The organism is Bdellovibrio sp. HCB2-146, from assembly GCF_047345725.1.
Taxonomy (GTDB): Bacteria; Bdellovibrionota; Bdellovibrionia; order Bdellovibrionales; family Bdellovibrionaceae; genus Bdellovibrio.
Genome location: NZ_JBLEQP010000001.1, coordinates 2,209,237 through 2,235,093 on the forward strand (window position 1 = coordinate 2,209,237; position 25,857 = coordinate 2,235,093).

The following is a 25,857-nucleotide window of genomic DNA, read 5'->3' on the forward strand; positions in this document are numbered from 1 at the left end:
GACTTTCATGGCTCTTCGACAGACGATGAACCTGAGTCAGTCTCTGGTCATCACACCGCAACTACAGCAAGCAATCAAATTGCTGCAAATGTCTCGTATGGAATTGGAGTCTGCGGTTCGTTCGGAGCTTGAAGAAAATCCTATCCTCGAAGAAGCAGAAGTTCTTAAAGAAGACGACCTTCAGCGTACCAAAGAAGCTGCATCTGAGGTTGAAGGTGGCGAAGGCGGCCAAGACCAAGTTTCTCAAGATCCACAAAAGCAAGATGAGTTTGAGTGGGAATCCTATATCGAAGCCAATCAAAAGCCTCCTCAATCAGGAATGGCGGGTTCTGAAGAGATCATGAACTATGAGAACGTCATCACGGCGTCTCAAACTTTGCATGATCACCTTTACTGGCAAGTGAAAATGACAGGTTTCTCCGGGGAAGAGGAACAAGCGGCTGATGCATTGATCGGTTATATCGATGACGATGGTTATATCAAAGTTCCTCTTGAGCAAATCGCCGAAGAAGAAAAAATTGACCTCGGTCTTCTTGAAGACACGCTGACATTGATTCACGAATTCGACCCGCCAGGTGTGGGTGCAAGAAATCTCAAAGAATGTCTATTGATCCAAGCTAAACACTTGGAAGAAGATACGCATGACCTTGTGAATTTGATTAACAATCATTTGAAAGATCTTGAAAAGAAAAACTACGAAGCAATCGCTAAAGCTTTGGGTCGTGACGTTGAAGATATCATCGAGATTTGTAAAATCATTTACGCAATGGCCCCCTATCCGGGTCGTGCTTTTGTTAGCAGCGACACTCACTATGTGACTCCAGACGTTTATGTCTACAAAGTCGGTGAGGACTATGTTGTTTCATTGAATGAAGATGGTCTTCCGCGTTTGAAGATTTCGAATTTCTATAAAAACATGCTCAAAGGTGGCAAAACCACTGGCGATAAAACCCAAGATTATATTCAAGAGAAACTTCGTTCGGCTGTTTGGTTGATTAAATCCATCCACCAAAGACAAAGAACGATCTACAAAGTTTCTGAATCAATCGTGAAACATCAGCGCGAGTTTTTTGAAAAAGGACCGGAGCACTTAAAACCGATGGTTCTCAGAGATGTGGCGAATGATATCGGTATGCATGAATCCACGGTCAGCCGTGTGACGACTGCGAAGTACATGCATACACCGCAAGGTATTTACGAGCTTAAATACTTCTTCAACTCAGGCATCAGTTCGTCAGACGGTGATGCACTGGCGAGTGAGTCGGTGAAGCTAAAAATCAAAGATTTGGTTGCAAAAGAAGATCCAAAAAATCCTCTTTCCGACCAAAAAATCGTGGATATGTTGAAGGTCGACGGCATCCAAATCGCACGTCGTACAGTGGCAAAATACCGCGATATGCTTAAAATTCTTCCAAGCTCTCAGCGTAAGAAGTATTTCTAAACTCAAAAGCCTCCACTCGGAGGCTTTTTTTATTTTACCTGCTTTCAATTTCATGATTAGACTGCGCGTATGTTTAATACGAATGACCTTGCTTTGCTAATGGCCTTACCGGGCGAGTCCCAAGGGCTTTTTGAAAAAGAAAACTTCACTGTTCACTATACTGGGATCGGCAAAGTGAATGCGGCGATGGTTGCGACTGATATTATTCATAAAACTAAATGCAAAGTGATCTTGAACCTGGGAACTGCTGGCAGTTCGAAATTTAAAACTCATGAGTTGGTCGAAGTTTCAAGTTTTGTTCAGCGAGATATGGATATAACGCCACTGGGTTTTGCGCGTGGGGAAACTCCTTTTGATCCACTTCCGGGCGCCATCGAATTGATCCCTTATTTCCCCGAACTTCCCAAAGGAGTGTGTGGAACTGGGGACAACTTTGAAACGGGCAAGACCGCTGTGCCTTGTGACCTTGTTGATATGGAAGGGTACGCGATTGCCAAGGTCTGTCGTCGTTTAGGAGTGCAGTTTATCTCTCTGAAATACATCACCGACGGGGCCAATTCCGATGCTCATAAGGATTGGGAAGCAAATTTAATTTCTGGTGCCCATAAGCTAATCGAATACTACCGCAAGATACTCGTAAAATAGCCGTTCTATATTGAGAACGGCTGTCCAAATTTTTTTCACTCAAATATTAACCGAAACTATTTCTCCGTGGGTCTCAAAATAGAGCTCATCTTTGGTCGGGGTGGGCCGATAAGAAAAACACTGGACCCGAGAAAGGGGTCCTGAAACAAGGAGAAACCCATGAAACTCAACTGCACCTTTAAACATCTTGACCACTCAGACTCGCTTGTCGATTACACAGAACAGCGTATGCAAGAGGTGGGGCAATTTCTTTTAAAGGAAGGGTACGGCAACGTGTACTTCAGTAAACAAAAGAATGAATTCTGCGTTGAGATCTCGGTGAACACCCGAGAAAAGTATTTCAAGGCGACGGCCTATAACAACGACATCTATACGGCGGTGGATTCAGTGGTGGATAAGCTTGAGAAGCAATTCTTAAAGGTTTCCAAGCAGCTTAAGAACCACAAGAGGCCAGAGCTCACCAAAGAAGGTCGCCTAGAATACGCGACACGCTTCAGAAAAGCCGCATAGGAGTATTCATACCAGAGTTAATTAAGATCAAAAGGGTGGTGAGGACCACCCTTTTGCTTTTCCGAACGTCCGCCTACCGCTGCCCCTCTGCATCAGCATTGACCCTCAATTTCACATTTGATAGGGTCCCCTCAGCACATATTGCAAATAACCATTTCCATACAAGGAACTTGAAGTGAAAAACTTTCTTTTTACTAGTGAGTCTGTTTCTGAAGGCCATCCGGATAAAATGGCGGACCAAATCTCTGACGGTGTTTTGGATGCTATCTTAGCTCAAGACCCAAAGGGCCGCGTTGCCTGTGAAACTATGCTAACGACAGGTCTTGTTGTTGTTGGTGGCGAGATCACAACTTCTGCGAAAGTAAACATCTCTGAAATCGCTCGTGACGTTGTCAAACGCATTGGTTACGACCACTCTGACAAGGGTTTTGACTACAAAACTTGCGCCGTGATGGTAGCAGTTGGTCAACAATCTCCAGATATCGCTCAAGGTGTGAAAGAAACTCTTTCTGACGACCAAGGCGCTGGTGACCAAGGTTTGATGTTCGGTTATGCAGTTAACGAAACTCCAGAGTTGATGCCTCTTTCTATCTCTATGTCTCACAAACTGGTGAAAGACCTCGCAACTCTTCGCAAAGCAAACAAAGTAAACTGGTTGCGCCCAGATGCTAAATCTCAAGTCACTGTTCAGTATGAAAATGGTGTTGCTAAGCGTATCGACGCGATCGTTATTTCCACTCAACATGCTGACAACGTATCGAACTCTGAAATCGTTGGTTTTATCACTGAAGAATTGATCAAAAAATCAATCCCAGCTCAATGGATCGACAGCAAAACAAAATTCTATATCAATCCAACAGGCCGTTTCGTAACAGGTGGTCCAATGGGTGATGCTGGTTTGACGGGCCGCAAAATTATCGTGGACACTTATGGTGGTCACGGTGCTCACGGCGGTGGCGCATTCTCTGGTAAAGATCCTTCTAAAGTGGACCGTTCTGCAGCTTACGCAGCTCGTCATATTGCGAAGAACATCGTGGGTGCAGGCCTTGCTGACAAGTGCTTGATCCAAGTTGCATACGCAATTGGTGTTGCTGAGCCGGTTTCTATCACTGTAAACGACTACGGCACAGGTAAAGTAGACTCTGAAATCATGGAAAAAGCAGTTCGTAAGGTTTGGGACCTGCGCCCAGCTCGCATTACGAAGGATTTCGACCTATTGAGACCAATCTACAGCCCAACTTCGGCATACGGCCACTTCGGTCGCACTGAAGAGTCTTTCACATGGGAAAAACTCAATAAAGTGGAACAACTCAAAGACGCTGTAAAATCCTTGTCTTAAGAGCGATTTCATATCAATACTACACGCCGAGTTGTCTCTAGCAACTCGGCGTTTTTTTTAGGAAAATACGCCGTTATCGGAAGGAAATCATGGATCCCAAGTTTATAAGAAATTTCTCGATCATCGCGCATATCGACCACGGTAAATCAACTTTGGCCGATGGATTGCTAACTGCAACTGGAGCTCTTTCCGATCGTGAAAAGAAAGATCAATTCCTTGATAACATGGAACTTGAGCGTGAACGTGGGATCACGATCAAAGCACAAACTGTGTGTCTTGATTTCAAATCCAAAGACGGCAACATGTATCAAATCAATTTGATCGATACACCGGGGCACGTGGATTTCTCTTACGAAGTATCTCGTTCTCTTGCTGCCTGTGAAGGCGCGATCTTGGTTGTTGATGCGGCTCAAGGGGTGGAAGCACAAACTCTTGCCAACGTTTACTTGGCTCTTGAAAACAACCTTGAGATCATTCCTGTTCTCAATAAAATCGACCTTCCTTCTGCAGATCCAGAAGGTGTTGCAAAACAAATCGAAGAAACTGTGGGCCTTGATTGCACGGACATTATCCATGCATCAGCGAAAGAAAAAATCGGTATCACTGATATTCTGGAAGCCATCGTTCAAAAAGTTCCACCACCAAAGGCGGATCGCTCTCTAACTCCAAGAGCTCTTATTTTCGACTCTTGGTTTGATGCTTACCAAGGTGTTGTCGTTTTGGTTCGTGCTGTTGATGGTGTGATTAAAAAAGGCGACAAAATCAAATTCATGGCGACAGATCGTGAATACGAAGTTCTGCGCATGGGTAAATACAAGCCATTCCCATTGATGGTCGACGCTCTTGAAGCGGGAGAAGTGGGCTTTATCATCTGCGGTATTAAAGACATCCGTGACGTTCAAGTGGGTGACACTGTGACGTCGGCGAAAAAGCCAGCGGCCGAACCTCTTGCAGGTTTCCAAAAAATCAAGCCGATGGTTTTCGCCGGCATCTTCCCGGTTGTGGCTTCTGAATACGAGAACTTAAAAGACGCTCTCGACAAGCTTTGTTTGAATGACTCCTCTTTGACTTTTGAGATCGAAAAGTCAGCGGCCTTGGGCTTTGGTTACCGTTGCGGTTTCTTGGGTCTTTTGCACATGGAAATCGTACAAGAACGTTTGGAGCGTGAGTTCAATCTTGATTTGATCACGACAGCGCCAACGGTTGTTTATCGTATTACAAAAACTGACGGCACTCAGATGTTCCTAGAAAACCCATCCATGATGCCGAAAGAAACTGAGATTGAAAAATACGAAGAGCCATTCGTAAAAGTAACAGTGCATACGCCGACTGAATATATCGGCAGTATCCTGAAGCTTTGTGAAGACAAGCGCGGTATCCAGCAAAAGATGGATTACGTGACGGAGAAAAAAGTCATCATCGAATACAAACTTCCGATGAATGAAATGGTGATGGATTTCTATGACCGTTTGAAATCGATTTCCAAAGGTTATGCTTCTTTGGAATACGAATTCTTGGATTTTGAAGAGTCAGATCTAGTAAAACTAGATATTTTGATCAATGGTGAGCCGGTGGATGCTTTGTCTTTGATTATTCATAGATCGAAAGCGCAAACGCGCGGCCGTGCTTTGACGGAAAAGATGAAAGAACTCATTCCTCGTCAGCAATTCCAGATCGCGATCCAAGCCGCTATCGGATCTAAGATCATCGCTCGTGAGACTCAAGGCGCTCTGAAAAAAGACGTGACCGCGAAGTGTTATGGTGGTGATATTTCACGTAAGCGTAAACTTCTAGAGCGTCAAAAAGAAGGTAAGAAGCGCATGAAGCAAATCGGAACAGTCGATGTGCCTCAGGAAGCCTTCTTGGCAATCTTGAAAGTTGAAGACTAGAGAACGAGAAGAGGTAACAACATGGCAGACAACAAAGATAAAAACATCAAAAGTTGGGACTTCCGTACGAAGCATTTCTGGAGCGAAGGTTGGGGATCTCTTTTCCTTGCTGTGTTTATTGCTTTGTTCATCCGTTGGGGCTTTGTTGAAGCTTACGTGATTCCGTCAGGCTCAATGCTTCCTTCGCTCTTGATCTACGATCATATCTTCGTCAATAAATTGACTTACGGTTTGCGTGTTCCCTTCAGCGAAAACTGGATGGTGAAATTTAGCGAACCAAAACGCGGTGAAGTGATCGTCTTCAAATATCCCAAAGATATGTCGACGTTCTTTATCAAACGTATCGTTGGTGAATCGGGCGACAAGATTTACTACGAAAACGGAACTTTGTTCGTGAACGATAAACCGGTTGAAAAGAAAGTTCCGGCTAACATGGACGATTTCAATTGGTTGCGCGACGCGGATTTTCAACGCGACGGCAATATCAATGATGGCAAAGATAACTACACAGAGTTCACCGAAGCACTTCCTCCGTCAAATCAAGGCGGCGAAGGTAAAGACCACGCCATCTTGTTAAGAAAAGGCGAAGTCTTTGAAACTTATGGTCCGGTGACAGTGCCTGAAGGAATGCTGTTCGTGATGGGAGATAACCGCATGAACTCTTCGGACAGCCGTGTGTGGGGATTCCTACCAAAACAAAACATTTTGGGTCGTGCGATGTTCGTATGGCTTTCGTGTGAAGAGACGATTCCGGCTCTTCCATTCTTGTGTAATCCTCTGACGCTTCGTTGGGGACGCTTCTTCCATCCAGTAAACTAAATGACAGAAAATCAACCCAGCGAAAATTTAAAAGGAACGTGGAATCAGGCGATTCTAACGTTCCTTTTTCCCATTTTGCTGGTGATGGGTTTACGCTGGGCACTTATTGAGCCTTTCGTCATTCCCTCGGGGAGTATGATCCCAAACTTACTGGTTCATGATCATATCCTGGTTCGAAAATTTTCTTACGGCTTGCATGTGCCTTTTTCGGATAAATGGTTGGTGAAGTGGAATCAACCAGAGCGTGGGCAGGTCGTCGTTTTTAAATATCCCGAAAATCCCGACGTCTATTATATCAAGCGTTTGATCGGCCTTCCGGGTGATGAAGTACAAGTTCAGAATGGCCGTATTTCTGTAAACGGAGAGAAGTGGGAACTAACACCTGAGCAAAAGCCTGAGCAAGAGCCGGGTTTTGTTTATTTTGAGGAAAAGAATAAATCAGAAGCTCACACGGTTCGCTTTTTGTCGCAAGAGGATGGCTCTACTCCTGAAACCTTCAAAGTTCCTGCAGGTCATTACTTCTTCATGGGTGATAACCGTGATCAATCCAGTGACTCTCGCTACTGGGGATTTGTTAAAGAAGACTATTTGGTAGGTCGCGCGTGGATGGTCTGGCTTTCTTGTGACTCGACTTTGCCGACAATGACGTTTGTTTGTGACCCGACTCAAATCCGTTGGAATCGTTTGTTTCATAAGGTGAATTAGTCCGTAGTCCAGCTTCCTGCTTGGATGAAGCCTCATTTTTCTCATTTTTGGTTTTTTTGTTACCTGAAGTTCGCTAGAATTTTTCAATGACTCGTTGGCGTGAGTATGTGACGACTTTAGTTTTAGCAGTGGCGTGTGCGCTTTTTGTGCGCAACTATGTCGCCACGGCATACAAGGTTCCAACGGGATCTATGCAGCCCACGCTCAAGCCAGGTGATTTTATTTTCGCCTCTCGCTTGTCGTATGGAGTGTCTCTTCCTTTTTCTCGCACGAAATTTGATATCACTTTACCAGAACGAGGCGATCTCGTTGTATTTTCGTATCCCAATCAGCCAGGGACGAGCTATGTGAAGAGAGTTGTAGGCTTGCCAGGTGATCGCGTGCAAATTCAAAATGGGCGACTTGTTTTAAACGATCAGCCTCTCACCTATGAGAAAGCAGAAAACTCTTCTCGGGATAATCCAAATGCCGAGATGTTTGATATTTTCTCGGAAAAATCAGAAGGACTTGAGTGGCGCGTGATTATGGATAAACAAAGTGAAGGTCGAAACTTCGGTCCTTTGGTTGTCCCTCCTGGGGAGGTTTTCCTCTTAGGTGACAATCGCGACGCAAGTGACGACTCGCGCTATTGGGGGACTGTTCCTTTGGCAGAAGTCGCTGGAAAAGTCGTTATTGTTTGGTTGTCCTTAGATTGGCAAAACAAATGGGGCTCGGATCGTTATCCTTCGGTGCGTTGGGAAAGAGTTTTTTCTTCGCTCCGTTGACAAGTTTTCCTCCGGCTTCTAGTCTTTAGTTCTAGATGTCTTCTAGAAATTCACACTCAGTTTTAGATCTTCAAAGCCTCACGCGTGAGCAAGTTGGGCGAATTTTCTCTATCGCTGATGGATATGCGGGAAGCGATGTTTCTCGTTTGGCGACAAAGGGCTGCGGTAAAACCGGAGCCCTTTTGTTTTTTGAGGCCAGCACACGCACTCGGCTCAGTTTTGAAACAGCTTGTGCGAGATTAGGTGTGCATCCATTGAGACTTGACGGGAAAGCCGGAACTAGTCTTGAAAAGGGCGAAACACTCGAAGACACTGTGCTCAATGTGGCAGCAATGAATCCGGATTTTCTCGTGATTCGTTGTGGAGATGATCTGGATCTCGCGGCTTTGAGCTCGCAAGTTTCGATGCCGATTTTGAATGCAGGCTGGGGCAAAAAAGGCCACCCAACGCAGGCTCTGCTTGATGCTTACACTGTTCGTAAATACTTGGGAACTTGTGAAAAACAAAAAATCCTGATTGTCGGTGATGTCCGTCACAGTCGTGTGGCCGCTTCTCACTTCGAACTCGCAAAAGTTTTAGGATATGAAGTGGCTCTGTGTGGACCTGCTGAGTTCCTGCCTGAAAAGCCATCTGTGCCGGTTTTTTCTTCTCTGCAGGAAGGACTTTCTTGGGCGACAGTGGCAATGGCTTTGCGAGTGCAGTTGGAAAGACATGAAACTTCCTACTCACTTAAAGATTATCGTGCGGCTTACGGCTTTACGGTTGAGAATCTTAAGAAACTATCGGCGAAAGCTTTGATCATGCATCCAGGTCCGATCAATCAGGGAACAGAAATGGACTCTGAAGTTTTGCAAGATCCGCGTTGCAAAGTTTTACCGCAAGTCACAAGTGGTGTGTTAATTCGCCAAGCACTTATTCAGCTTAACTGTCTCGAGGAGACCCTATGAACGCATATCTCGTATTAGAGTCCGGAGAGACTTATCAAGGGCAATGGCACGGTGGTGAAGAGCGTGCCGGCGAAGTTGTATTTAATACTTCACACTCGGGCTACGAAGAAATCGCAACTGATCCGTCTTATTTATCACAAATTGTCGTGATGACGGCTCCGATGCAAGGGAACTACGGAGTTGAAAATGAAGTTTGGGAGTCGCGTCGCATGTGGATTGAAGGCTTTATTTGCCTTGAAGTCCAAGATACGGAGCGCGATCAAGCTTGGAAAAAACGTCTTCTAGAAAATAAAATTCCTCTTTTGACTGAAATCGACACTCGCCAACTGACGTTAAGACTTCGTCAGGGGGGTACTCCTTGGGGAGCATTGGTGCAGGCGAATTCGGAAGCTGAAGCTCAGAAAAAAGCTCAAGCTTTGATTGCTCCAAAAAAGAGCATGGACAAAGACTGGGTTTACATGGCATCGCGCAAGGATTCTGAAGTTCGCAAAGGCCAAAACATGGTTGGTCCGCGTATCGCAGTTCTTGATTTCGGTAGCAAAGAAAACATTCTTCGCGAGCTTCAATCTCGTTGCTCTGAAATCAAAATTTTTAATAGCCGAGCGAGTGTGGGCGAGATTATGTCCTATAATCCAGACGGAATCATGCTGACCAACGGGCCCGGCGATCCGGCCGACGTGCAAGTGGCTATCGGAACAGTGCGCGAACTTCTTGGTCAAAAACCAATTTTTGGTATTTGCATGGGTCATCAGGTTTTGGCTCTCGCTTTAGGCGCGAAGACTTACAAACTCCGATTTGGCCATCGCGGCAGCAATCACCCGATCGATGACCGCCTTTTGAATCAAATTTACGTGACCAGCCAGAACCATGGATACGGTGTGGAAGCACAGAGCTTGCCAGCTGATGTGAAAATCACCCATATCAACCTTAATGATGGCACTGTGGCAGGTTTTTATAGTGAAAAAAGAAAATGTTTGGGAATACAATATCATCCTGAAAGTTGCCCGGGACCGCATGAGGCGCAAGGGCTATTTAGCTACTTTATTGAGCGGATGATATGAACGAATATGAAAAACTGATTGAGAAAATTTTGAACCATTTTGTCGGCGAGTCTTTTAAAGATGAACTCGCGATGGCAAAAAAAGAATTCTTCGAAAAAGCAGGAGCTTTGGACGAGAACTCTGAACATTATGAATCGCGCATGGCGCAGTTCTATGATTGGTATTTCTTTACCCGCGAACTTAAAGGCTACGGCCAAACACCACTTGATGCGTGCTTGTTAGTTCGTGAGTTGCGTTTCTCTGACGAGGAACTTCGTACACTGGATATTTTAAAACAAAATCGTCATTCGCTTTTTGAATTTATCAAAATCAAAGGCAGCGACATTTATATCAAAGACCTCTTGGCGAATAAAAAACTTATCGTGAAGCAGTCGTCCTTTGTTTTTGGTTTTGATGAAGATGAAATTTTTGAAGTGCGCTTGATCCCGAATGGAGACTCTTGGGTTTTCACTCGTGGGTTTTGCTTTCATCCAGAAAGCGCTAAGAAATTCATCTTGAGTGAGGTGAAACGTCATCGCAAGGATCCGGATTTGGATCCAGACGTGATGATGCTTCGACTGATCAAGATGAGATACAAGTTTGAGCAGTATAAACATGTGAGTCCCGAGATGATTTACTCCAATGAGGGCAAATTAGGGATCTAAAGGGGGAATGAGTGCCGCGTAAGTCCAATATCAAGAAGGTTTTAATTATTGGATCTGGACCTATCGTTATTGGACAAGCCTGTGAGTTTGATTATTCCGGCACCCAGGCATGTAAGGCGCTCATGAAAGAAGGATTGGAAGTTATCTTAGTGAACTCCAATCCTGCGACCATCATGACGGACCCCGAGATTGCGACACGGGTTTACGTCGAACCTCTAAAGGTCGAATATCTTGATAAAATTATCGAAAAAGAAAAGCCAGATGCCGTGATTCCGACTCTCGGTGGTCAAACGGCTCTGAATCTCGCTCTTGATCTTCACGCTAAAGGCATTCTTCAAAAACACAAAGTTCAACTCTTGGGTGCAACCCCGCAAGTGATCAAAGCCGGTGAAGATCGCGAGATCTTCCGTGGCATCCTGGATAAAATCGGCGCGCGCGCCCCAAAGAGCCATTTGGTTCGTACTTTTGAGCATGGTTTGCAAGTTGCCGAGGAACTCGGTTATCCATTGATCCTTCGTCCGAACTACACTCTTGGTGGTGGCGGGGGAGGAATCGCGTATTCTCCTGAAGAATATCAAAACATGCTTGTCACAGCTTTGCATGAAAGCCCGACAAGCGAAGTTCTTGTCGAAGAAAGTATCTTGGGTTGGAAAGAGTTCGAACTTGAAGTTATGCGCGACTACAAAGGAACCTTCGTTGTTGTTTGTAGTATTGAAAATCTAGATCCATGCGGCGTTCACACGGGTGACAGTATCACCATTGCTCCTCAGCAAACTCTCAGCGACCGTGAATACCAAGCGATGCGCGATGAGGGGTGCAAGATTATTAATGAAGTCGGAATTCAAACAGGTGGCGCGAATATTCAGTTTGCAGTTCACCCAACGACTCGCGAGCGCGTCGTAATTGAAATGAATCCACGCGTATCTCGTTCGTCTGCACTTGCAAGTAAAGCAACCGGTTTCCCAATTGCGAAAATCGCAGCTTTGTTGGCAATCGGTTACAGTCTTGATGAGCTTAAAAATGATATCACGAAAGTAACACCGTCTTGCTACGAGCCCGCTCTCGATTACGTCGTGACTAAAATTCCACGCTTTGCATTTGAAAAATTTCAAGGCTCGAAAGACTCTCTCACAACACAAATGAAGAGTGTGGGCGAAGTCATGGGGATTGGGCGTACTTTGCAAGAATCGCTAATGAAGGCGATGGCAAGTCTTGAGAAAAATCCAGAAGCTATTCCTGAAGTGGAATTGCAAACAGATAAAATCTCTTATCCGAACAGCCAGCGCATCTATCATCTCTTCCAAGCCTTCCGTGAAGGCAAGACAGTTGCCGAAATTCAGGATTTAACAGGCATTAATCCATACTTCCTAGAGCACATTGAGACAATCATTCGTTTTGAAAAGAACTTCAAAGCTGCATTCGCCGATGAGCCGGAAAAAGCTCTTTTGCAAGCCAAGCGTAAAGGCTTCACAGACGCGCGCCTTGCTGTTCTGCTCGGTAAGACCGAGAAAGATATTCGCGCGGTCCGTGAAAAATCTCAAATCTTCCCACGCTATCAACAAGTTGATACATGTGCGGGAGAGTTTGAATCTTCAACACCTTATTTCTACTCTTCTTACTGGCCACAAGTTTCAGCTGCGGTAAATGCACCAAATGCTGTTGTGGTCATTGGTTCAGGCCCCAATAGAATTGGTCAAGGTATTGAGTTCGATTATAGCTGTGTTCGCGGCGTTAAGGGTTTTCAGAAAGCTGGCGCTAAAGTGATCATGGTAAATTCAAATCCGGAAACTGTTTCAACGGATTACGATACGTCTGATGTGTTGTTCTTTGAACCTCTGACCACTGAAAGTTTGATCGAGATTATGCGTTTTATGAAGCCACGCGGTTTTGTTGCGCAATTAGGTGGTCAAACTCCAATCAACATCGCTCCAGCTCTTGTGCAAGCGGGCTTCAATCTTCTTGGTTCTTCTCTGGAAACAATTGATCTTGCGGAAGACCGTGGTTTGTTCTCAAAAATTTGTCGTGAGTTGAACTTTGCAATTCCCAATTCTGGAATGGCGGGGTCACTTGAAGAAGCACTTCGTCTTGAAAGCAAAGTTGGTTATCCAATGATCTGTCGCCCAAGCTATGTTTTGGGTGGACGTCGTATGGAAGTAATTGAAAATAACGATGAGTTGGTTTCTTACTTCCAAAGACATAAAGCTTATATCTCTGCCGATAAACCATGCTTGATGGATCAGTTCTTAGCAGGTGCTCTCGAGGTCGACGTGGACCTTGTGCGTGGTAAAGATTGGACTGTGATCGGTGGAGTCGTTGAGCATATCGAAGCAGCCGGTGTTCATTCCGGTGATTCGATGGGAGTTCTTCCTCCGCAACGTTTGAAACCGGAAACCTGTGAACGTATTGAAGATCTTAGCAAAAAGTTGGCAGAAAGAATTGGTGTGATTGGTCACCTGAATCTCCAACTAGCTGTTCTTAAAGACGTCGTTTACATGCTTGAAGCCAACCCACGTAGCTCACGCTCTGTTCCGTTTGTTGCAAAAGCAACCGGCATTCCGTTGATTGATCTGGGGGTGGCGGCGATGCTTGGCAAAACTCGCCAGGAGTTATCACTAGATAAATTGAATTGGAGAAATACGCCTTCGGTTTCTGTTAAAGGCGTTGTCTTTCCATTTAAGAAATTTCCGGAAGCCGATTCCATCCTTGGACCCGAAATGAAATCAACGGGTGAAAGCATGGGGCGCGGAAAAGATTATTCCGAAGCTTTGGCAAAAGCGTTCCTTTCAAGCAATGTGCGTCTTCCAAAAATGGGCCAAGTGTTTTTCTCTCTTCGTGATAAAGACAAAGAGTCTATGCTGACTCTCGCTCGTGAACTTCAACGCATGGGATATGGTGTTTCAGCTACGACGGGAACGGCTGCGTTCTTTAATGAAAAAGGTATTAACTGCCTGTCCTTAAGAAAAGTGGATGAGGGGCGTCCTCACTGTGTGGATAAGATCCGTTCGGGCGAGGTGGCATTTGTTATTAACACGACTTCGGGAAAAAGGGCGATTGAGGCCAGCTTCGACATTCGTCGAGCTTGTACGGACTACAATATTCCGTGCCTGACAGAGAGTGATGCGGCCGAGGCGTTCGTTCTTGCTTTGAAAAATACCAGAAATGGGACATCATCAGTGGAGGCATTGCAATCGATGGAGGCCTTTTGAAACGGATTTTGTTCTTCACTCTCAGTATGTTGTTAGCGCTCCAGGTGTGGGCGGCGGATTCAAGCCAAACAGAGGCAACCCCTGAAGGAATCACGATCGGCGTGATTCCCGGCGGAAATCCAGAAAACTTACGAGAGCAAGCACTGAATCTAGCCAAGGCTTTGCAAACCGAATTGAATATCCCAGTTAACGTTTATATTTCCAAAAATTACGCGGGCCTTGTTGAGGCCATGAAGCAAAAGAAGGTGGATTTCGCCTTTTTCTCTTCTTTGACATATGTATTTGCAGAAAAACAAGCAGGCGCAAAAGTACTTCTCAAGAATGTATGGAACCAGCCTTTTTACTATTCGACGATTATCGCTCCCAAAGGATCAAAAATTAAAAAGATCGAGGATTTGAAAGGCAAACGACTCGCTTTTGTCGATGAAAAATCTTCTTCCGGTTATCTTTATCCAAAAGTCGCCTTTAAGAAGAAAGGCATCAAAGATTCAGATTTAAAAGAAGTCGTTTTCTCTGGAAATCACCAAGCTTCTATTCAGCTTCTTGAAAATAAAAAAGTCGACGCCGCTGCGGTCTTTAGTGATGACGAGAAAGGGACTCATGGCGCTTGGGTCAAGTTTGCGACCGATAAAAAAATGAAATATCAAATTGTGTGGATCAGTCAGCCTATTCCCAACGATCCGTTTTGTGTGAGCCAGGAATTTTACGACAAATATCCTAAGATCACGCACACGTTGATGTTCAGTTTGATCGAACTTTCGCAATCCGAAAAAGATCGCAGCAAGTATTCCGAAATTTTAGGTTCTCATGACTTGATGCCTGCCACTTCTAAGCAGTATGATCCTGTGAGGGAGATGGTTAAGGAACTCAATATTGAGCTTAAACCTGAATAAGAATGAACGAAACATCCACACCGGCAGTAGAAGTTCGCAAGCTTAATAAAAGCTTTAAAGGCGGTCTTTTTGAGAAAGACCGTCACGTACTTAAAGACGTTAGTTTTTCTTTGCCTATGGGGCAAACGATAGGTTTTGTCGGTGGAAACGGTCACGGAAAAACCACCACGATAAAATGTCTGTTTAATTTTATTCGTCCCGACAGTGGTGAAATTCGTTTCTTTAATCAACCTCTCAGTAATGACATCAAAACTCGTATTGGATATCTGCCAGAACGTCCTTATCTATATGAATTCTTGACCGGAATGGAGTTTTTAAAACTTCACTGGCATCTTTGTTATGGTCACACGCAAAAAGACTTCTATGACCGCGCACGTGAGGCGTTGGCAAAGGTCGATTTATTAGAAGCCAAAGATCGCCGTCTGCGCACATACTCAAAAGGCATGCTGCAAAGAGTGGGTATTGCTCAAGCCATTCTCACCAAACCTGACCTGTTGATTCTCGATGAGCCGATGTCAGGCTTGGATCCGGATGGCCGTTTGATGGTAAAGGACATTTTGCGTGAAGAGCAAAAACGAGGAGTGACGCTCTTCTTTAGCAGTCATCTTCTTCAGGATATGGAAGAGCTTTGCTCGAACTTGGTTGTAATTAATAATGGTCAGATTTTCTACGAAGGAGCCCTGACATCTTTCGTGGCTGAATACAATAATCTTGAAAAAGCATTCCGCCATGTGCGCGCTAAAGGGGGAGCCAATGTTTAAGGTTCTCACGTTAGCTCATACAACCTTGCGTGAAATGTTGCGCGAAAGAATCTTTTGGGTCGTTGTCGTCATGGCGGTGGGCCTTTTTGCCCTCAGCTTTTTGATGGGGGCTCTTTCATTTGCAGAGCAAAGAAAGATTCTCACAGACTTTGGTTTTCTTGCGATCCATATTTCTGCACTGGGCGTATCTCTTTTTTCAGGTGCGTATCTTTTAGCCAAAGAAATTGAAAAGCAAACCTGCTTGCTGATTCTTTCACGTCCCATTTCTCGAGATCAGTTTATTTTAGGAAAAACATTCGGTTTGATTGCGTTGAATACGCTTTTGATGTTTGCCTTGGGATTTGTTCTCTTTTTATTGTTGGGGTTGTGGAAAGATTCAAAACTGTGGCTTTCATTTATCGAAATCTGCATGAGTCTATGGCTTGAGAGCGTGGTGATTCTCTCGCTTGTGATTTGTTTTAGTTTAATTGTCCGTCCTGTTTTGTCACTTGCCGCGGGAGCCGTGGTCTTCTTATTAGGACATTGGCTCGGTGACTTGGCGTTTTTTGCACAAAAAAGTCAGCAAGAATCTTTGGTACAAATTGTCGAGGGCTTACATTGGGTCACTCCAAATCTTTATCGTATGAATTGGAAATCCACTTATTTTCTTGAAAAAGGAATACCCGGTGGAGACGTGTTGTGGATGTTGGGGCATACGGTGGGCTGGGTGCTTTTGGCACTTGTGGTGACAAGCTTCTTGTTCAGGAGAAAAGACATTGTTTGATTTAGACCTTTATTTTTATGTCTGTTTTTTTATCTTTGGCGCCATTTTTGGAAGTTTTGCCAATGTTGTGATCTATCGTCTGCCCAAAGAAGAAAGCATCGTCAAACCTGGCAGCCACTGTTATAGCTGCAAAAAGCCTGTGAAATGGTACGACAATATTCCTATTTTCAGTTGGTTTATCTTGCGTGGGAAATGTCGTCATTGTGGTGCGAAGTTTTCCTTCCGTTATCCGTTGGTTGAGTTTATTACCGGCGTCCTTTTTGTGTTGTGCTATCACTATGCAGGCTGGACTTGGTCACTTCCTGAATATCTTCTTTTCTGTTTTGGTCTTGTGATCTGTACATTTATTGATATCGATCACATGATTTTGCCTGATGAATTTACTTTATCGGGGATTGTCATTGGTTTGGTTGGAGCTGCTTTGAATCCGCAGCGCGAATTCCTGGATGCTTTCTTTGGCGTTTTGATGGGCGGTGGATTTTTGTGGGCGATGGCTTACATTTATTATCTTTTCACAAAACAAGAAGGCATGGGTGGGGGAGATATTAAACTTCTTGCATGGATCGGTGCCGTTCTTGGATGGAAAGCAATTCCCTTCGTGATTATGTCCTCTGCCATTGTAGGAAGTGTTGTTGGACTTATTCTCGCAAGAAAACAAAAAGCTGGACTAAAGACTGTTATTCCGTTTGGACCTTATCTCGCATTGGGAGCTATTTGCTATCTTTTCGGAGGAGAAACGATCGCACTTTGGTACCTGGACCTTTTTCTTCCAGGCTTAAGCTAGACCCCTTGTTTGACATTCACCCTTGGACCAGAAATAATTTTAGTATTTAGACCTGCGTCTAAAGACGTAAGTCTTTATAATGACATCGATGTTGGTACAACTGGGGAAGCAGCAGAAGCATGTTTTTTAAATCGAAAAAAGTTATCGGACTCGATATCGGTACGAGTTCTATCAAGCTTGCTGAAATGGACTTCGGAAGATCCGGAGCTCAGTTGCTTTCTTTTGGCTTTGCACCAACGCCTCCCAATTCAGTTTCGGGTGGGGAGATTGTCGACATTGCTTCTGTGGGAATGGCCATTCAGTCTCTGATTTCAGAGGTAAAAACCAAGCGAAAACAAATCGCCACAGCCATGTGGGGAACAGCGGTTATCGTGAAAAAAATTACGATTCCTCGCATGGATAGAAAGCTCGTTAAAGATCAAATTCGCTTCGAAGCTGAGCAATACATTCCATTTGATATCAACAATATCAGCTTGGCCCATCATATTCTTTCGACAAGTGCATCTCCAGATACGATGGACATCCTTTTGATTGCGGCCCAAAACGAACTCGTCACGCAATATACTCAAGTTATTGAAGTGAGCGGTTACAGTTGCAGTGTTTTAGATGTAAGTGGTTTTGCTTTGGCAAACTCCTTTGAGCTCAACTATGGAAAAATGCCGGGCGAAGTGGTTGGCATTTTGAATTTCGGAGCTTCGATTACGAACTTCGTTGTGGTCCATAATGGCGAAGTTATTTTCTGCCGTGATATTCCAGTGGGTGGGGCGAACTACACAAATGAAATCCACAAAGCCATGGGGATCACTGTTGGTGAAGCTGAGGCATTGAAATTAAGCGCAGTTTCACGCCGTGAAGTTCCCGATGAAGTTCACAGCATTATCAGCGCCACAAATGAAGCTGTCGGCGAAGAGATTCGCAGTAGTTTGGATTTCCTAAGTGCGACTACAAATGGATTGGTTCTGACAAGATGTTTCTATACGGGCGGAAGTTCCGCAACTTCAGGCCTTGTCGATACGGTCTCACGTGCGACAGGTCTGCGCATGGAGCCGTTTAATCCGTTTATTAAAATTAAGGCCAATGCGAAGAAGTTTTCGCGTGAGTATCTCGATCAGATCAGCAATTTTGCAGGTGTGGTCACGGGCCTCGGTATTCGTGAGCAAGGAGATTCGGAATGATTCGTATCAACCTTGCCACCTCCAAGATCGGTCCGTTGTCTTCAATCAGCTCTTCAATGGGTCTTGCCGGAGACGGATATACAGCTCCGGATGAGACGCGCAAAGAAGCACTGAAAAGAATTCTGATCATTTGTTTGGGGCCATTGGCATTTTATCTATATGAAATGCAAAACATCCCGACAAAGAGAGCTGAACTGGCATCTAAAAACCAGGTCTTGCAAGAGCTTGTGAACTACAACTCAAAGCAAGCGGCTTCCGTTGCGGAAATTAAGAAATTTAAAGAAGACGAAGCGTTGATCGAAACTCGAATCACGGCGCTTGAAAAAATCTCGAAAGATCGTCATCGCGAAATTCGTGTGATGGATTTGGTGCAACAGCTGATTCCAGAAAAAGCTTGGTTGACTCGTCTGCAAATCAATCCAGACAAAGTCACCATTCAAGGTTTTGCGTTGAGCGATTTTGAAGTGTCGACGTTCCTGGAATCCTTAACAAAAAGCGTGTTCTTGATGGACGTCAATCTCGTTAGTTCCAGTGAAGCCATCATTGATGGAATGAACTTGAAAAAGTTTGAGATTAGCTGCGTTTTGGAGAGACCTGAATGAATAAGTTTTTCGAAACACTCGCAGGTTATCCCTACAATAAAGTCATGCTGATTGCCGCAGCAGTCTCAGGCCTTTATTGGTACGCTCTGTACGACGATGGATCAGCGTTAGACGCACAAATCATCGCCGTCAGTCAGCAACTGACCGAAGAAGAAACGAAGAAAAAAGATACGGATGCAACGCTTAAGCAAGTGCGTGAGATGCAAGAAAAAGTAGGACAACTGACGGCGAAGTATCAAGAGATTTCACGTCGTCTTCCCGCGGACCTTTTTTCAATTGATATCAATAAAGCGATTGACGGTTTCGTTAAAACTGCGGGCGTTGATTTGAAGGCAAAAAAGCCTGGTGAGAATATTAAAAAAGAAGTCGTCGAAGAAGTTCCGGTAGACGTCTCTCTCGAGGGAACTTATGCGCAGCTCGCTCAGTTTGTGTATGTTGTTTCGACTGCGGAAAGAATGTCCCGCGTGAAAAACGTGGTCATTTCAGAACCCGCACCTGGAAGTAAAATTTTGCGTTTCGAAGGTCAGGTTGTAGGTTACAAACTTGCTCCTGAAAAAGAGAATTTGGAGAAGAAGTGAAATCTGTAAGATGGATGGTGTCTTACATTTTAGTGGCAGTAGTTGGATTGGGCTTGGCCTTTGCGGTCAGCGTTCGTTTCATGACGCCAGCTCATTCTCAAGGAGCTCCGTCCAACGGAGATTTGCCACCTGAATTTATGAAAGAAGTGGAGTCAACTCAGGTTCCGCCTCCACCAGGACAACAACCTCCGCAGGGACAAGTCCCACCACCGCCAACTGCCGTGCCGCCTCCGCCGACAGAGCCCCAAATGCAACCGCCTCCGATGGATCAACCCGTAGGCGACGGGGCGACAGCGCAACAGCCTGCACCTGTACAACAATATGATAACGGAGATGACTACTTCTACGATCCAACGGGTAAACGGGACCCTTTCAAACCGTTCCGTGCTGTTGTTATTCGTAGCGATAAAAAAGAAGTCGTCCTAGAGCCTCTGCAAAAATGGGAACTGGAGCGTTTGCAAATCGTAGGTATCTTGTGGGAAGTCAAAACACCACGAGCGATGATTAAAGATCCAGACGGGGCGGTACATACTATAATTAAAAATTCAAAGATCGGCCGTAACGAAGGATACGTAGCGGTGATCCGCGAGGGTGAGATTGTGGTCGTTGAAACGATCTACGAAGATGGAAAACCGATTAAAACACCCCGTGTAGTTGAGTTTAAAAAATAAGATTCTCTTTCCGAGGAGGAACTAATGAACGGATTCATTAGATACGCAATCGTGAGTGCTATGATAGCCTCTTTACTTTCCTGCACCAGCCAGCCCGTGGATGACGATTTGTCATTGGATGGAAACGGCGAGACTTATACCGATACAAGCGCGCTTGAAGAAGCGGCAACCGACAATGCGGGTGCGGCTCAAGATTCAGCTCCTGCAGATGAATTTGCTGACTTCGAGAGTGAAAATCAACAGCAGCAACAAGCTCAAGAAGCTGTTCATGGTGATCAAGATTTAGCTTTGGAAGACGAATTCAATGAAGCTAACGACGGCGCACCAGCTGCAAAACAAGAGCAGGCCGCAACGCCACCACCTCCACCGGTGGCTGAAGAAATTACTGAAGATCCGTTTGCAGAAACGCCAGTGGCCGAAGCCCCAGCTCCGGAGCCAGAGCCAGTTCCTGCACCAGAAGTGCAAGAGCCTGTGCCACCAGTTGCTGTTGAAACAGAGCCAGAGCCAGCTCCACCAGCACCGGAACCTGTAGCACCAGCTGCAGCACCAGTGCGTATCACAGATCTTAAGTTTAAAGCGAACGACAACGGTGGCACGATTATCGTGCAAGCCACTCAGCCTTTGACGTACTCAACTCGCTCGAACCCTGACTTGCATCAATTCATTATCGAAGTAGACAATGCCATCTTGCCAGATAAGTTGAAACGTTCTTTGAACACACGCGATATCAAAGGCGCAGTCGGCGCTATTGATGCGTACCAAAATCCAGGCTCTACAACAGCGCGCTTTGTGATTCAAATGCGTGACGGAGTCGGTGAGCCAGCAGTTCAGCAGGAAGGCAACAGCTTGCTAATCGTTGCTGGTGGCACTGGAAGCTCATCTTCAGAGACGGTTGCTGAGGCCGCGGCGCCTGAAGAAGCAGCCGGAGGTTCTGATGTTGTGACAGACCGTATTTTACCAAGTTCAACTTTGACAGAGTTCCTTGTTGGAAACACCAAGTTCTACGGTAAAAAAATCTCGATCGAAACGAACAACATGGATATTCGCGATGCTTTGAACTTCATCACTGAAGAGAGCGGCGTGAACATGGTTATCGCTGAAGAAGTGCGCGGTAATATCAGTTTGAAACTTCGCCAGGTGCCTTGGGACCAAGCACTGGTGATGATCATGAGAGCAAAAAAATTGGGTTACACTCGCCAAGGAAATGTGTTGCGAATTGCTCCGGTTCAAGATTTGAAAGCGGAAGAGGATGATGCAACGAAATTGGCTTTGGCTCGTAAAAACGTCGAACCTTTAAAAGTTCGCATGTTCCCGGTGAGCTACGCCAAAGTTGACGAGTTAGAAAAGAAGATTAAAGACTTCCTCGGTGAACGTGGAAAAGTTGTTGGTGACACGCGCACCAACGCTCTAGTTGTCACAGATATCGAAGAGAATCTCGAGCGTGCAGCAAAACTTATTAAAAGCTTAGATATCCAACCAGCCCAAGTTTTGATTGAAGGAAAAATCGTCGAAGCCGGCGAAAGTTTCCAACGTAAAGTGGGCGTTTCTTGGGGTGCAACGGGTGTTCCGTTGAGCCTCGGAAATGGTTCGCGTGGCCCGGTGAATATGACTCCAAGCTTTAACGTCAATCCAGGCGCAGGAAGCGGCGGTAGTAACTTTAATTTCAACTTGAACGTGGGAACTCTTGATATCTTCGGTAACATCACAGCGGCCCTTGCGTTGTCTGAACAGGAAGAACAAGTGAAAGTGATCTCTTCTCCTCGCATCCTAGCGATGTCGAATGAGCAGGCGAATATCAATCAAACGACTGAAGTTCCAGTTCGTCAGGTGACTGTGAATGGGGGCGTTTCAACAGAAACGTTCCAATTTAAGCCACTTTCATTAAAACTTGAGGTGACTCCACAAGTAACCGCCGATGGTTCTGTTATAATGAAAGTCGGTGTTATGAGACAATTTAAAGGTGCCGACCAAGGGACAGGACAAAACGTAACGTTCCCGGTAAATAGCCGTGAAGCGAATACGCGCGTCTTGGTTAAAAACGGTCAAACAGCGGTAATTGGCGGTATTTATCAAAGTGACGCCACAGACGCTGAAACAGGCGTACCTTGGTTCCGTGAAATCCCAGTCATTGGTAACCTGTTTAAAACCAGCACTGTAGGTAAACAAAAGATGGAGCTTCTCATCTTTTTAACGCCTAGAATATTAGGACAGGTAGACAGTAACGGTAACGGAACTCCAAACACCAAAGACTTTTAGAAAGGAAGGGCTGTTATGATCAGATCATTTATTTTATGTGCATCCTTATCCAGCCTTCTCTTGAGTTGTTCGGCATCAGAAGGTGATTTTGATTTTGCTATTGCACCTGATATCGCACCTGTCATTAAAGCGAAAGCTATTAGCTGCTTGGCCTCTAAAACGGCTGCAGAGTCTAATACGACACCGACAAAGGATATCGAAGCCAGTTATGCTCGCTTTCAAAATGTCAGCTTTTCCTATCCTCATTCAGATCGGGCTTTAAATATTTTCAGTATTGAAGTTCGTATTGAGGGACTTTCAACTCCACAGGACAAAATAATCATTACTGGCGATGACTTGTTGGCATTGAATAAAGTTTGGTGGGATAACGGAGAAGCCGTGATCGGCGGTCCTGCGCAACGAAAATCCTATAAAAAACCATTGCTCAAGTATGATCCAGCACAAATAGTCGCATCCGATTGTCCGTTAATTTTAGGTTCATTGCCTGGTGGAACCCCTTACCAAGGCTCGGTGACTCTGACAGCCTACGGTTATGTGGAAGATTCTGCAGGTAACCAAGAACCTGCCCAAGCACAAACGTTCATTTCAATTAACTACAGCGGCGACTAAAAAAGAGTGATTAATCCATGGGCCTAGGCTATGACCTAGCCATGGATTTGTTTTCAGCCTCAGCCGCATCTCTAAGCTCACAACCTCTCTCTGAGATCCTTCGCCCTAAAAATCTCGATGAAATCTTCGGGCAAGAAAAAACCTTAGGTCCACAATCCAAATTAGGTCAAATGCTTCGCAAAGGCTATTTACCCAGCCTCATCATATGGGGACCGCCGGGAACAGGTAAAACCACGTTTGCGCTCGCACTCTCTCAGCATTTCCAAGCTCACTTTGTTAACTTAAACGCCGTAGACTCGGGAGCAAAAGCTCTTCGCGAGGTCGGCGAAGCAGGACGTGATCGCAGACTGCAGCTGCAACAAAAAACTGTGCTTTTCGTCGATGAAATTCATCGCTTCAATAAAGCTCAGCAAGACGTCCTTCTCCCGTTTGTAGAAAAGGGCGATCTCGTTCTTATTGGAGCTACAACGGAAAACCCAAGCTACGAGCTAAACCGAGCTCTTTTGAGTCGCTGCCGTGTGGTCGTCTTTGAACGCTTGAGCGAAAGCGATCTGCAAAAAATCGTAGCCCGCGCTGAGGACCACTATAAAAAGCCGCTTGCAAATATCTTATCAAAAGAAGCCATTCAAAACCTTCTTGAGTATTCAGACGGAGATGCGCGACGCCTTATCAACAGTCTCGAGATTCTTTATAATTTTACCAAGGATCAAGAAGACGGCGAGCGTTTAAACCGCGATGACATGCGCGAGCTTCTTCAGCAAAATCCTATCGGTTACGACAAAAGCTCCGAGATGCACTATGATCTTATTTCAGCTTTTATTAAAAGCATCAGAGGAAGTGATCCCGATGCGGCCGTTTATTATCTTGCACGAATGCTCGACGGCGGTGAGGATCCAATTTTTATTGCGCGTAGATTGATTATTCTAGCGTCAGAAGATATCAGCAACGCGGATCCAAGGGCGATCTCCGTTGCTGTTGCAGGTTTACAAGCCGTTGAAGCTATCGGTCTCCCTGAAGGGGCCATCACACTCGCACAAGTAACAACTTATTTAGCTTCGTGTCCCAAATCGAATGCATCCTACATGGCACTCAATAAAGCGAAACAGTTGGTTGAGCAGACCAGAACGTTGCCCGTACCGTTACATTTGCGTTCAGCGAAAACCGCACTCGCAAAAGATCTTGGCTACGGTCGGGACTACGATTATCCGCACAGCTATCCGACGGGTTGGGTGGATCAGTCTTATCTCCCTGAGGAAGTAAAAGACGCGAAACTCTATGAACCGACAAATCGTGGATTCGAAAAAAACATCCGCGAATATCTCAACTGGATGAAAAACAAAAAGCCAGAAGAAAAATAAAAAAAGGCTCTCGCACGGAGAGCCTTTTTTATTTCAATTCAAATTTCGTTCAAGAAGCTAGATCGCTCTTTGTGCGCAAACGCAGACAACATTTGATTGAGCCACGTGCGAATGCTTTGTGTTCGCCGGAATCTCCAATCGATCTCCTGGTCGCAATAGGAACTGATTTCCAGAAATGTTAAAGAGCATCTCGCCCGCCACAATAATACGTACTTCCGCAAAAGGATGACGATGGTCGCCGACCTTCATTTGTGGGTCATAAGTTTCATCAAACGGCTCCAATCCTTCCGCTTCAAGAATCATATGAAGTTGTTCGCGGCTAGGAACTAGGGGAGCTTGCCATCTTGTGATAATCATAGTGTGTGCCTCTTTCAGGGAGCTTTATCTCAAATCGGAACGCGCCGGACAAGGCGCGCCGCAAATCATCTCGGCATGAAACAGTATCGCGAAATTCTTTTCAAATTGCGACAGGATAAGGGACCTGATTCTCATCTTTTTTGGTTTTCCTGTTAAGTACTTCTCGGGATTGTCGATACCTAATGTGTACTGGGAAAGGGAGTGCGCTTTGAGTACAAAGTCTAAATCGACAGTTGCAGAACTAGATCACATCTTGAATTTTGTCGATTCATCGAAAGGTCTTCGCGCGAAGATCAATGAATCAGGACGAGTGCAGATTCGCCAGGATCTAGACGGAAAATTATTCTCTTTCAGTACACAAGATGTCAGTGAGGTCTTGCACAGAGCAGACTCTGACGGAAAGCCCTTCTTGCAAGTGAACTTCAAGAATGGATTAAAAGTCTTGTTAACGGAAACACTCATTGGATTTAAGCCGGTTGAGACCTTAGGTCTTGATATGACGAGAATTCCAAAAGTAGTGACGACTCCAGATCTAGTAAGTGTGTTTGAAGCCATCGAAGAGTCGATGGGTGCAGATAATGGCCTCGATCAAGAGGTTGAGATCCTAAAAAAAGTCTATCTCGCTATATTAACGGGTGCAGAAAAGGTTGGGTTCGACCTTAGTACTGAACGTAAGTGGGTAAATAGACTATTGGCGTCAAAATTTAAGGCAAGCGCGTAAATTTTAGTAAATCCAAAAACTTAGACCCTTTTTATAAGAACTCATCGAAACGAAAACGATGAGTTCTTAAGCATTTTGAGAAGGGCTCATTAAAATTTCGAAAAAAAGCTATTGACCTTTTTCCCCCGTTGCGAGACAAACGTTCCACTTTTGATGGGGGCATAGCTCAGCTGGGAGAGCATCTGATTTGCATTCAGAAGGTCGCAGGTTCGATCCCTGTTGCCTCCACCAATTTTTCTCTACTTCGACTTTTGTCTTAACCGACAAAAAATTTTGAAGAAAGAGTTTGACGGGGACAAAACTTAGTATAAGATCTGTTCCTCGCGCTTCGATAAAACGAAGCAACGAATAAGAAATTT

At 45.0% G+C, this 25,857-nt stretch carries 25 protein-coding genes and 1 tRNA gene; 25 read left to right on the plus strand and 1 reads right to left on the minus strand.

What is annotated here, in order from left to right; translation table 11 throughout:
- The first annotated feature begins 7 nt into the window (after positions 1 to 7).
- From rpoN to ACLWOR_RS10915, 23 genes are all read left to right on the plus strand, one after another.
- A complete protein-coding gene (rpoN, locus tag ACLWOR_RS10805) occupies positions 8 to 1,441 on the plus strand; it encodes an RNA polymerase factor sigma-54 (RefSeq protein WP_413940718.1) in 1,434 nt (477 codons plus the stop codon).
- 69 nt (positions 1,442 to 1,510) lie between these two features.
- Complete coding sequence (locus ACLWOR_RS10810; RefSeq protein WP_413940719.1) at positions 1,511 to 2,086, plus strand: 5'-nucleosidase; 576 nt, start codon at positions 1,511 to 1,513, stop codon at positions 2,084 to 2,086.
- A gap of 159 nt (positions 2,087 to 2,245) precedes the next feature.
- On the plus strand, positions 2,246 to 2,596 hold the full coding sequence (hpf, locus tag ACLWOR_RS10815) for a ribosome hibernation-promoting factor, HPF/YfiA family (RefSeq protein WP_413940720.1): 351 nt from the start codon (positions 2,246 to 2,248) through the stop codon (positions 2,594 to 2,596).
- 175 nt (positions 2,597 to 2,771) lie between these two features.
- Positions 2,772 to 3,935 (plus strand): methionine adenosyltransferase, encoded by a 1,164-nt coding sequence (metK, locus tag ACLWOR_RS10820; RefSeq protein ID WP_413940721.1) that lies wholly within the window; start codon positions 2,772 to 2,774, stop codon positions 3,933 to 3,935.
- An 89-nt stretch (positions 3,936 to 4,024) separates the two neighbouring features.
- Positions 4,025 to 5,824: a translation elongation factor 4 gene (gene lepA / locus ACLWOR_RS10825; RefSeq protein ID WP_413940722.1), complete on the plus strand. Its 1,800-nt coding sequence runs from the start codon at positions 4,025 to 4,027 to the stop codon at positions 5,822 to 5,824.
- 21 nt (positions 5,825 to 5,845) lie between these two features.
- Positions 5,846 to 6,643 carry a signal peptidase I gene (gene lepB / locus ACLWOR_RS10830; protein WP_413940723.1) on the plus strand — a complete coding sequence of 266 codons (798 nt, stop codon included), beginning with the start codon at positions 5,846 to 5,848 and terminating at the stop codon, positions 6,641 to 6,643.
- Positions 6,644 to 7,348, plus strand: coding sequence for a signal peptidase I (gene lepB / locus ACLWOR_RS10835; protein WP_413940724.1), 705 nt, complete (start codon positions 6,644 to 6,646; stop codon positions 7,346 to 7,348).
- 86 nt (positions 7,349 to 7,434) lie between these two features.
- A complete protein-coding gene (gene lepB / locus ACLWOR_RS10840) occupies positions 7,435 to 8,112 on the plus strand; it encodes a signal peptidase I (RefSeq protein ID WP_413940725.1) in 678 nt (225 codons plus the stop codon).
- 35 nt (positions 8,113 to 8,147) lie between these two features.
- Entirely contained in the window at positions 8,148 to 9,059 is a 912-nt protein-coding gene (locus ACLWOR_RS10845; RefSeq protein WP_413940726.1) for an aspartate carbamoyltransferase catalytic subunit, read from the plus strand.
- Positions 9,056 to 10,120, plus strand: coding sequence for a glutamine-hydrolyzing carbamoyl-phosphate synthase small subunit (carA, locus tag ACLWOR_RS10850; protein ID WP_413940727.1), 1,065 nt, complete (start codon positions 9,056 to 9,058; stop codon positions 10,118 to 10,120). The genes ACLWOR_RS10845 and carA overlap by 4 nt, the downstream gene beginning before the upstream one ends.
- Entirely contained in the window at positions 10,117 to 10,764 is a 648-nt protein-coding gene (locus ACLWOR_RS10855; protein WP_413940728.1) for a hypothetical protein, read from the plus strand. Before carA ends, ACLWOR_RS10855 begins: the two co-directional genes overlap by 4 nt.
- 11 nt (positions 10,765 to 10,775) lie before the next feature.
- On the plus strand, positions 10,776 to 13,970 hold the full coding sequence (carB, locus tag ACLWOR_RS10860) for a carbamoyl-phosphate synthase large subunit (protein ID WP_413940729.1): 3,195 nt from the start codon (positions 10,776 to 10,778) through the stop codon (positions 13,968 to 13,970).
- Positions 13,967 to 14,863 (plus strand): phosphate/phosphite/phosphonate ABC transporter substrate-binding protein, encoded by an 897-nt coding sequence (gene phnD / locus ACLWOR_RS10865; RefSeq protein ID WP_413940730.1) that lies wholly within the window; start codon positions 13,967 to 13,969, stop codon positions 14,861 to 14,863. The genes carB and phnD overlap by 4 nt, the downstream gene beginning before the upstream one ends.
- A 2-nt stretch (positions 14,864 to 14,865) precedes the next feature.
- Positions 14,866 to 15,624, plus strand: coding sequence for an ABC transporter ATP-binding protein (locus ACLWOR_RS10870; RefSeq protein ID WP_413940731.1), 759 nt, complete (start codon positions 14,866 to 14,868; stop codon positions 15,622 to 15,624).
- A complete protein-coding gene (locus ACLWOR_RS10875; RefSeq protein ID WP_413940732.1) occupies positions 15,617 to 16,387 on the plus strand; it encodes an ABC transporter permease in 771 nt (256 codons plus the stop codon). The genes ACLWOR_RS10870 and ACLWOR_RS10875 overlap by 8 nt, the downstream gene beginning before the upstream one ends.
- A complete protein-coding gene (locus ACLWOR_RS10880) occupies positions 16,380 to 17,171 on the plus strand; it encodes a prepilin peptidase (RefSeq protein ID WP_413940733.1) in 792 nt (263 codons plus the stop codon). Before ACLWOR_RS10875 ends, ACLWOR_RS10880 begins: the two co-directional genes overlap by 8 nt.
- Positions 17,172 to 17,290: 119 nt before the next feature.
- A complete protein-coding gene (gene pilM / locus ACLWOR_RS10885; protein ID WP_413940734.1) occupies positions 17,291 to 18,346 on the plus strand; it encodes a type IV pilus assembly protein PilM in 1,056 nt (351 codons plus the stop codon).
- On the plus strand, positions 18,343 to 18,948 hold the full coding sequence (locus ACLWOR_RS10890) for a PilN domain-containing protein (protein ID WP_413940735.1): 606 nt from the start codon (positions 18,343 to 18,345) through the stop codon (positions 18,946 to 18,948). The genes pilM and ACLWOR_RS10890 overlap by 4 nt, the downstream gene beginning before the upstream one ends.
- Positions 18,945 to 19,526, plus strand: coding sequence for a type 4a pilus biogenesis protein PilO (gene pilO / locus ACLWOR_RS10895; protein WP_413940736.1), 582 nt, complete (start codon positions 18,945 to 18,947; stop codon positions 19,524 to 19,526). The genes ACLWOR_RS10890 and pilO overlap by 4 nt, the downstream gene beginning before the upstream one ends.
- Positions 19,523 to 20,197, plus strand: a complete 675-nt coding sequence (locus tag ACLWOR_RS10900) for a pilus assembly protein PilP (RefSeq protein ID WP_413940737.1) — start codon at positions 19,523 to 19,525, stop codon at positions 20,195 to 20,197. The genes pilO and ACLWOR_RS10900 overlap by 4 nt, the downstream gene beginning before the upstream one ends.
- Before the next feature lie 24 nt (positions 20,198 to 20,221).
- On the plus strand, positions 20,222 to 22,453 hold the full coding sequence (gene pilQ / locus ACLWOR_RS10905) for a type IV pilus secretin PilQ (RefSeq protein WP_413940738.1): 2,232 nt from the start codon (positions 20,222 to 20,224) through the stop codon (positions 22,451 to 22,453).
- A 15-nt stretch (positions 22,454 to 22,468) separates the two neighbouring features.
- Positions 22,469 to 23,062, plus strand: a complete 594-nt coding sequence (locus ACLWOR_RS10910) for a hypothetical protein (protein WP_413940739.1) — start codon at positions 22,469 to 22,471, stop codon at positions 23,060 to 23,062.
- A 41-nt stretch (positions 23,063 to 23,103) separates the two neighbouring features.
- On the plus strand, positions 23,104 to 24,420 hold the full coding sequence (locus ACLWOR_RS10915; RefSeq protein ID WP_413940740.1) for a replication-associated recombination protein A: 1,317 nt from the start codon (positions 23,104 to 23,106) through the stop codon (positions 24,418 to 24,420).
- A gap of 57 nt (positions 24,421 to 24,477) precedes the next feature.
- Here ACLWOR_RS10915 and ACLWOR_RS10920 read toward each other — a convergent pair whose 3' ends face one another.
- Complete coding sequence (locus tag ACLWOR_RS10920; RefSeq protein ID WP_413940741.1) at positions 24,478 to 24,777, minus strand: cupin domain-containing protein; 300 nt, start codon at positions 24,775 to 24,777, stop codon at positions 24,478 to 24,480.
- Positions 24,778 to 24,985: 208 nt separating this feature from the next.
- On the opposite strand from ACLWOR_RS10920, the gene ACLWOR_RS10925 reads away from it, so the two are divergent.
- Positions 24,986 to 25,498: a hypothetical protein gene (locus tag ACLWOR_RS10925; RefSeq protein ID WP_413940742.1), complete on the plus strand. Its 513-nt coding sequence runs from the start codon at positions 24,986 to 24,988 to the stop codon at positions 25,496 to 25,498.
- A gap of 155 nt (positions 25,499 to 25,653) precedes the next feature.
- Positions 25,654 to 25,729: transfer RNA gene (locus ACLWOR_RS10930), tRNA-Ala, on the plus strand.
- The last annotated feature ends 128 nt before the right edge of the window (positions 25,730 to 25,857 follow it).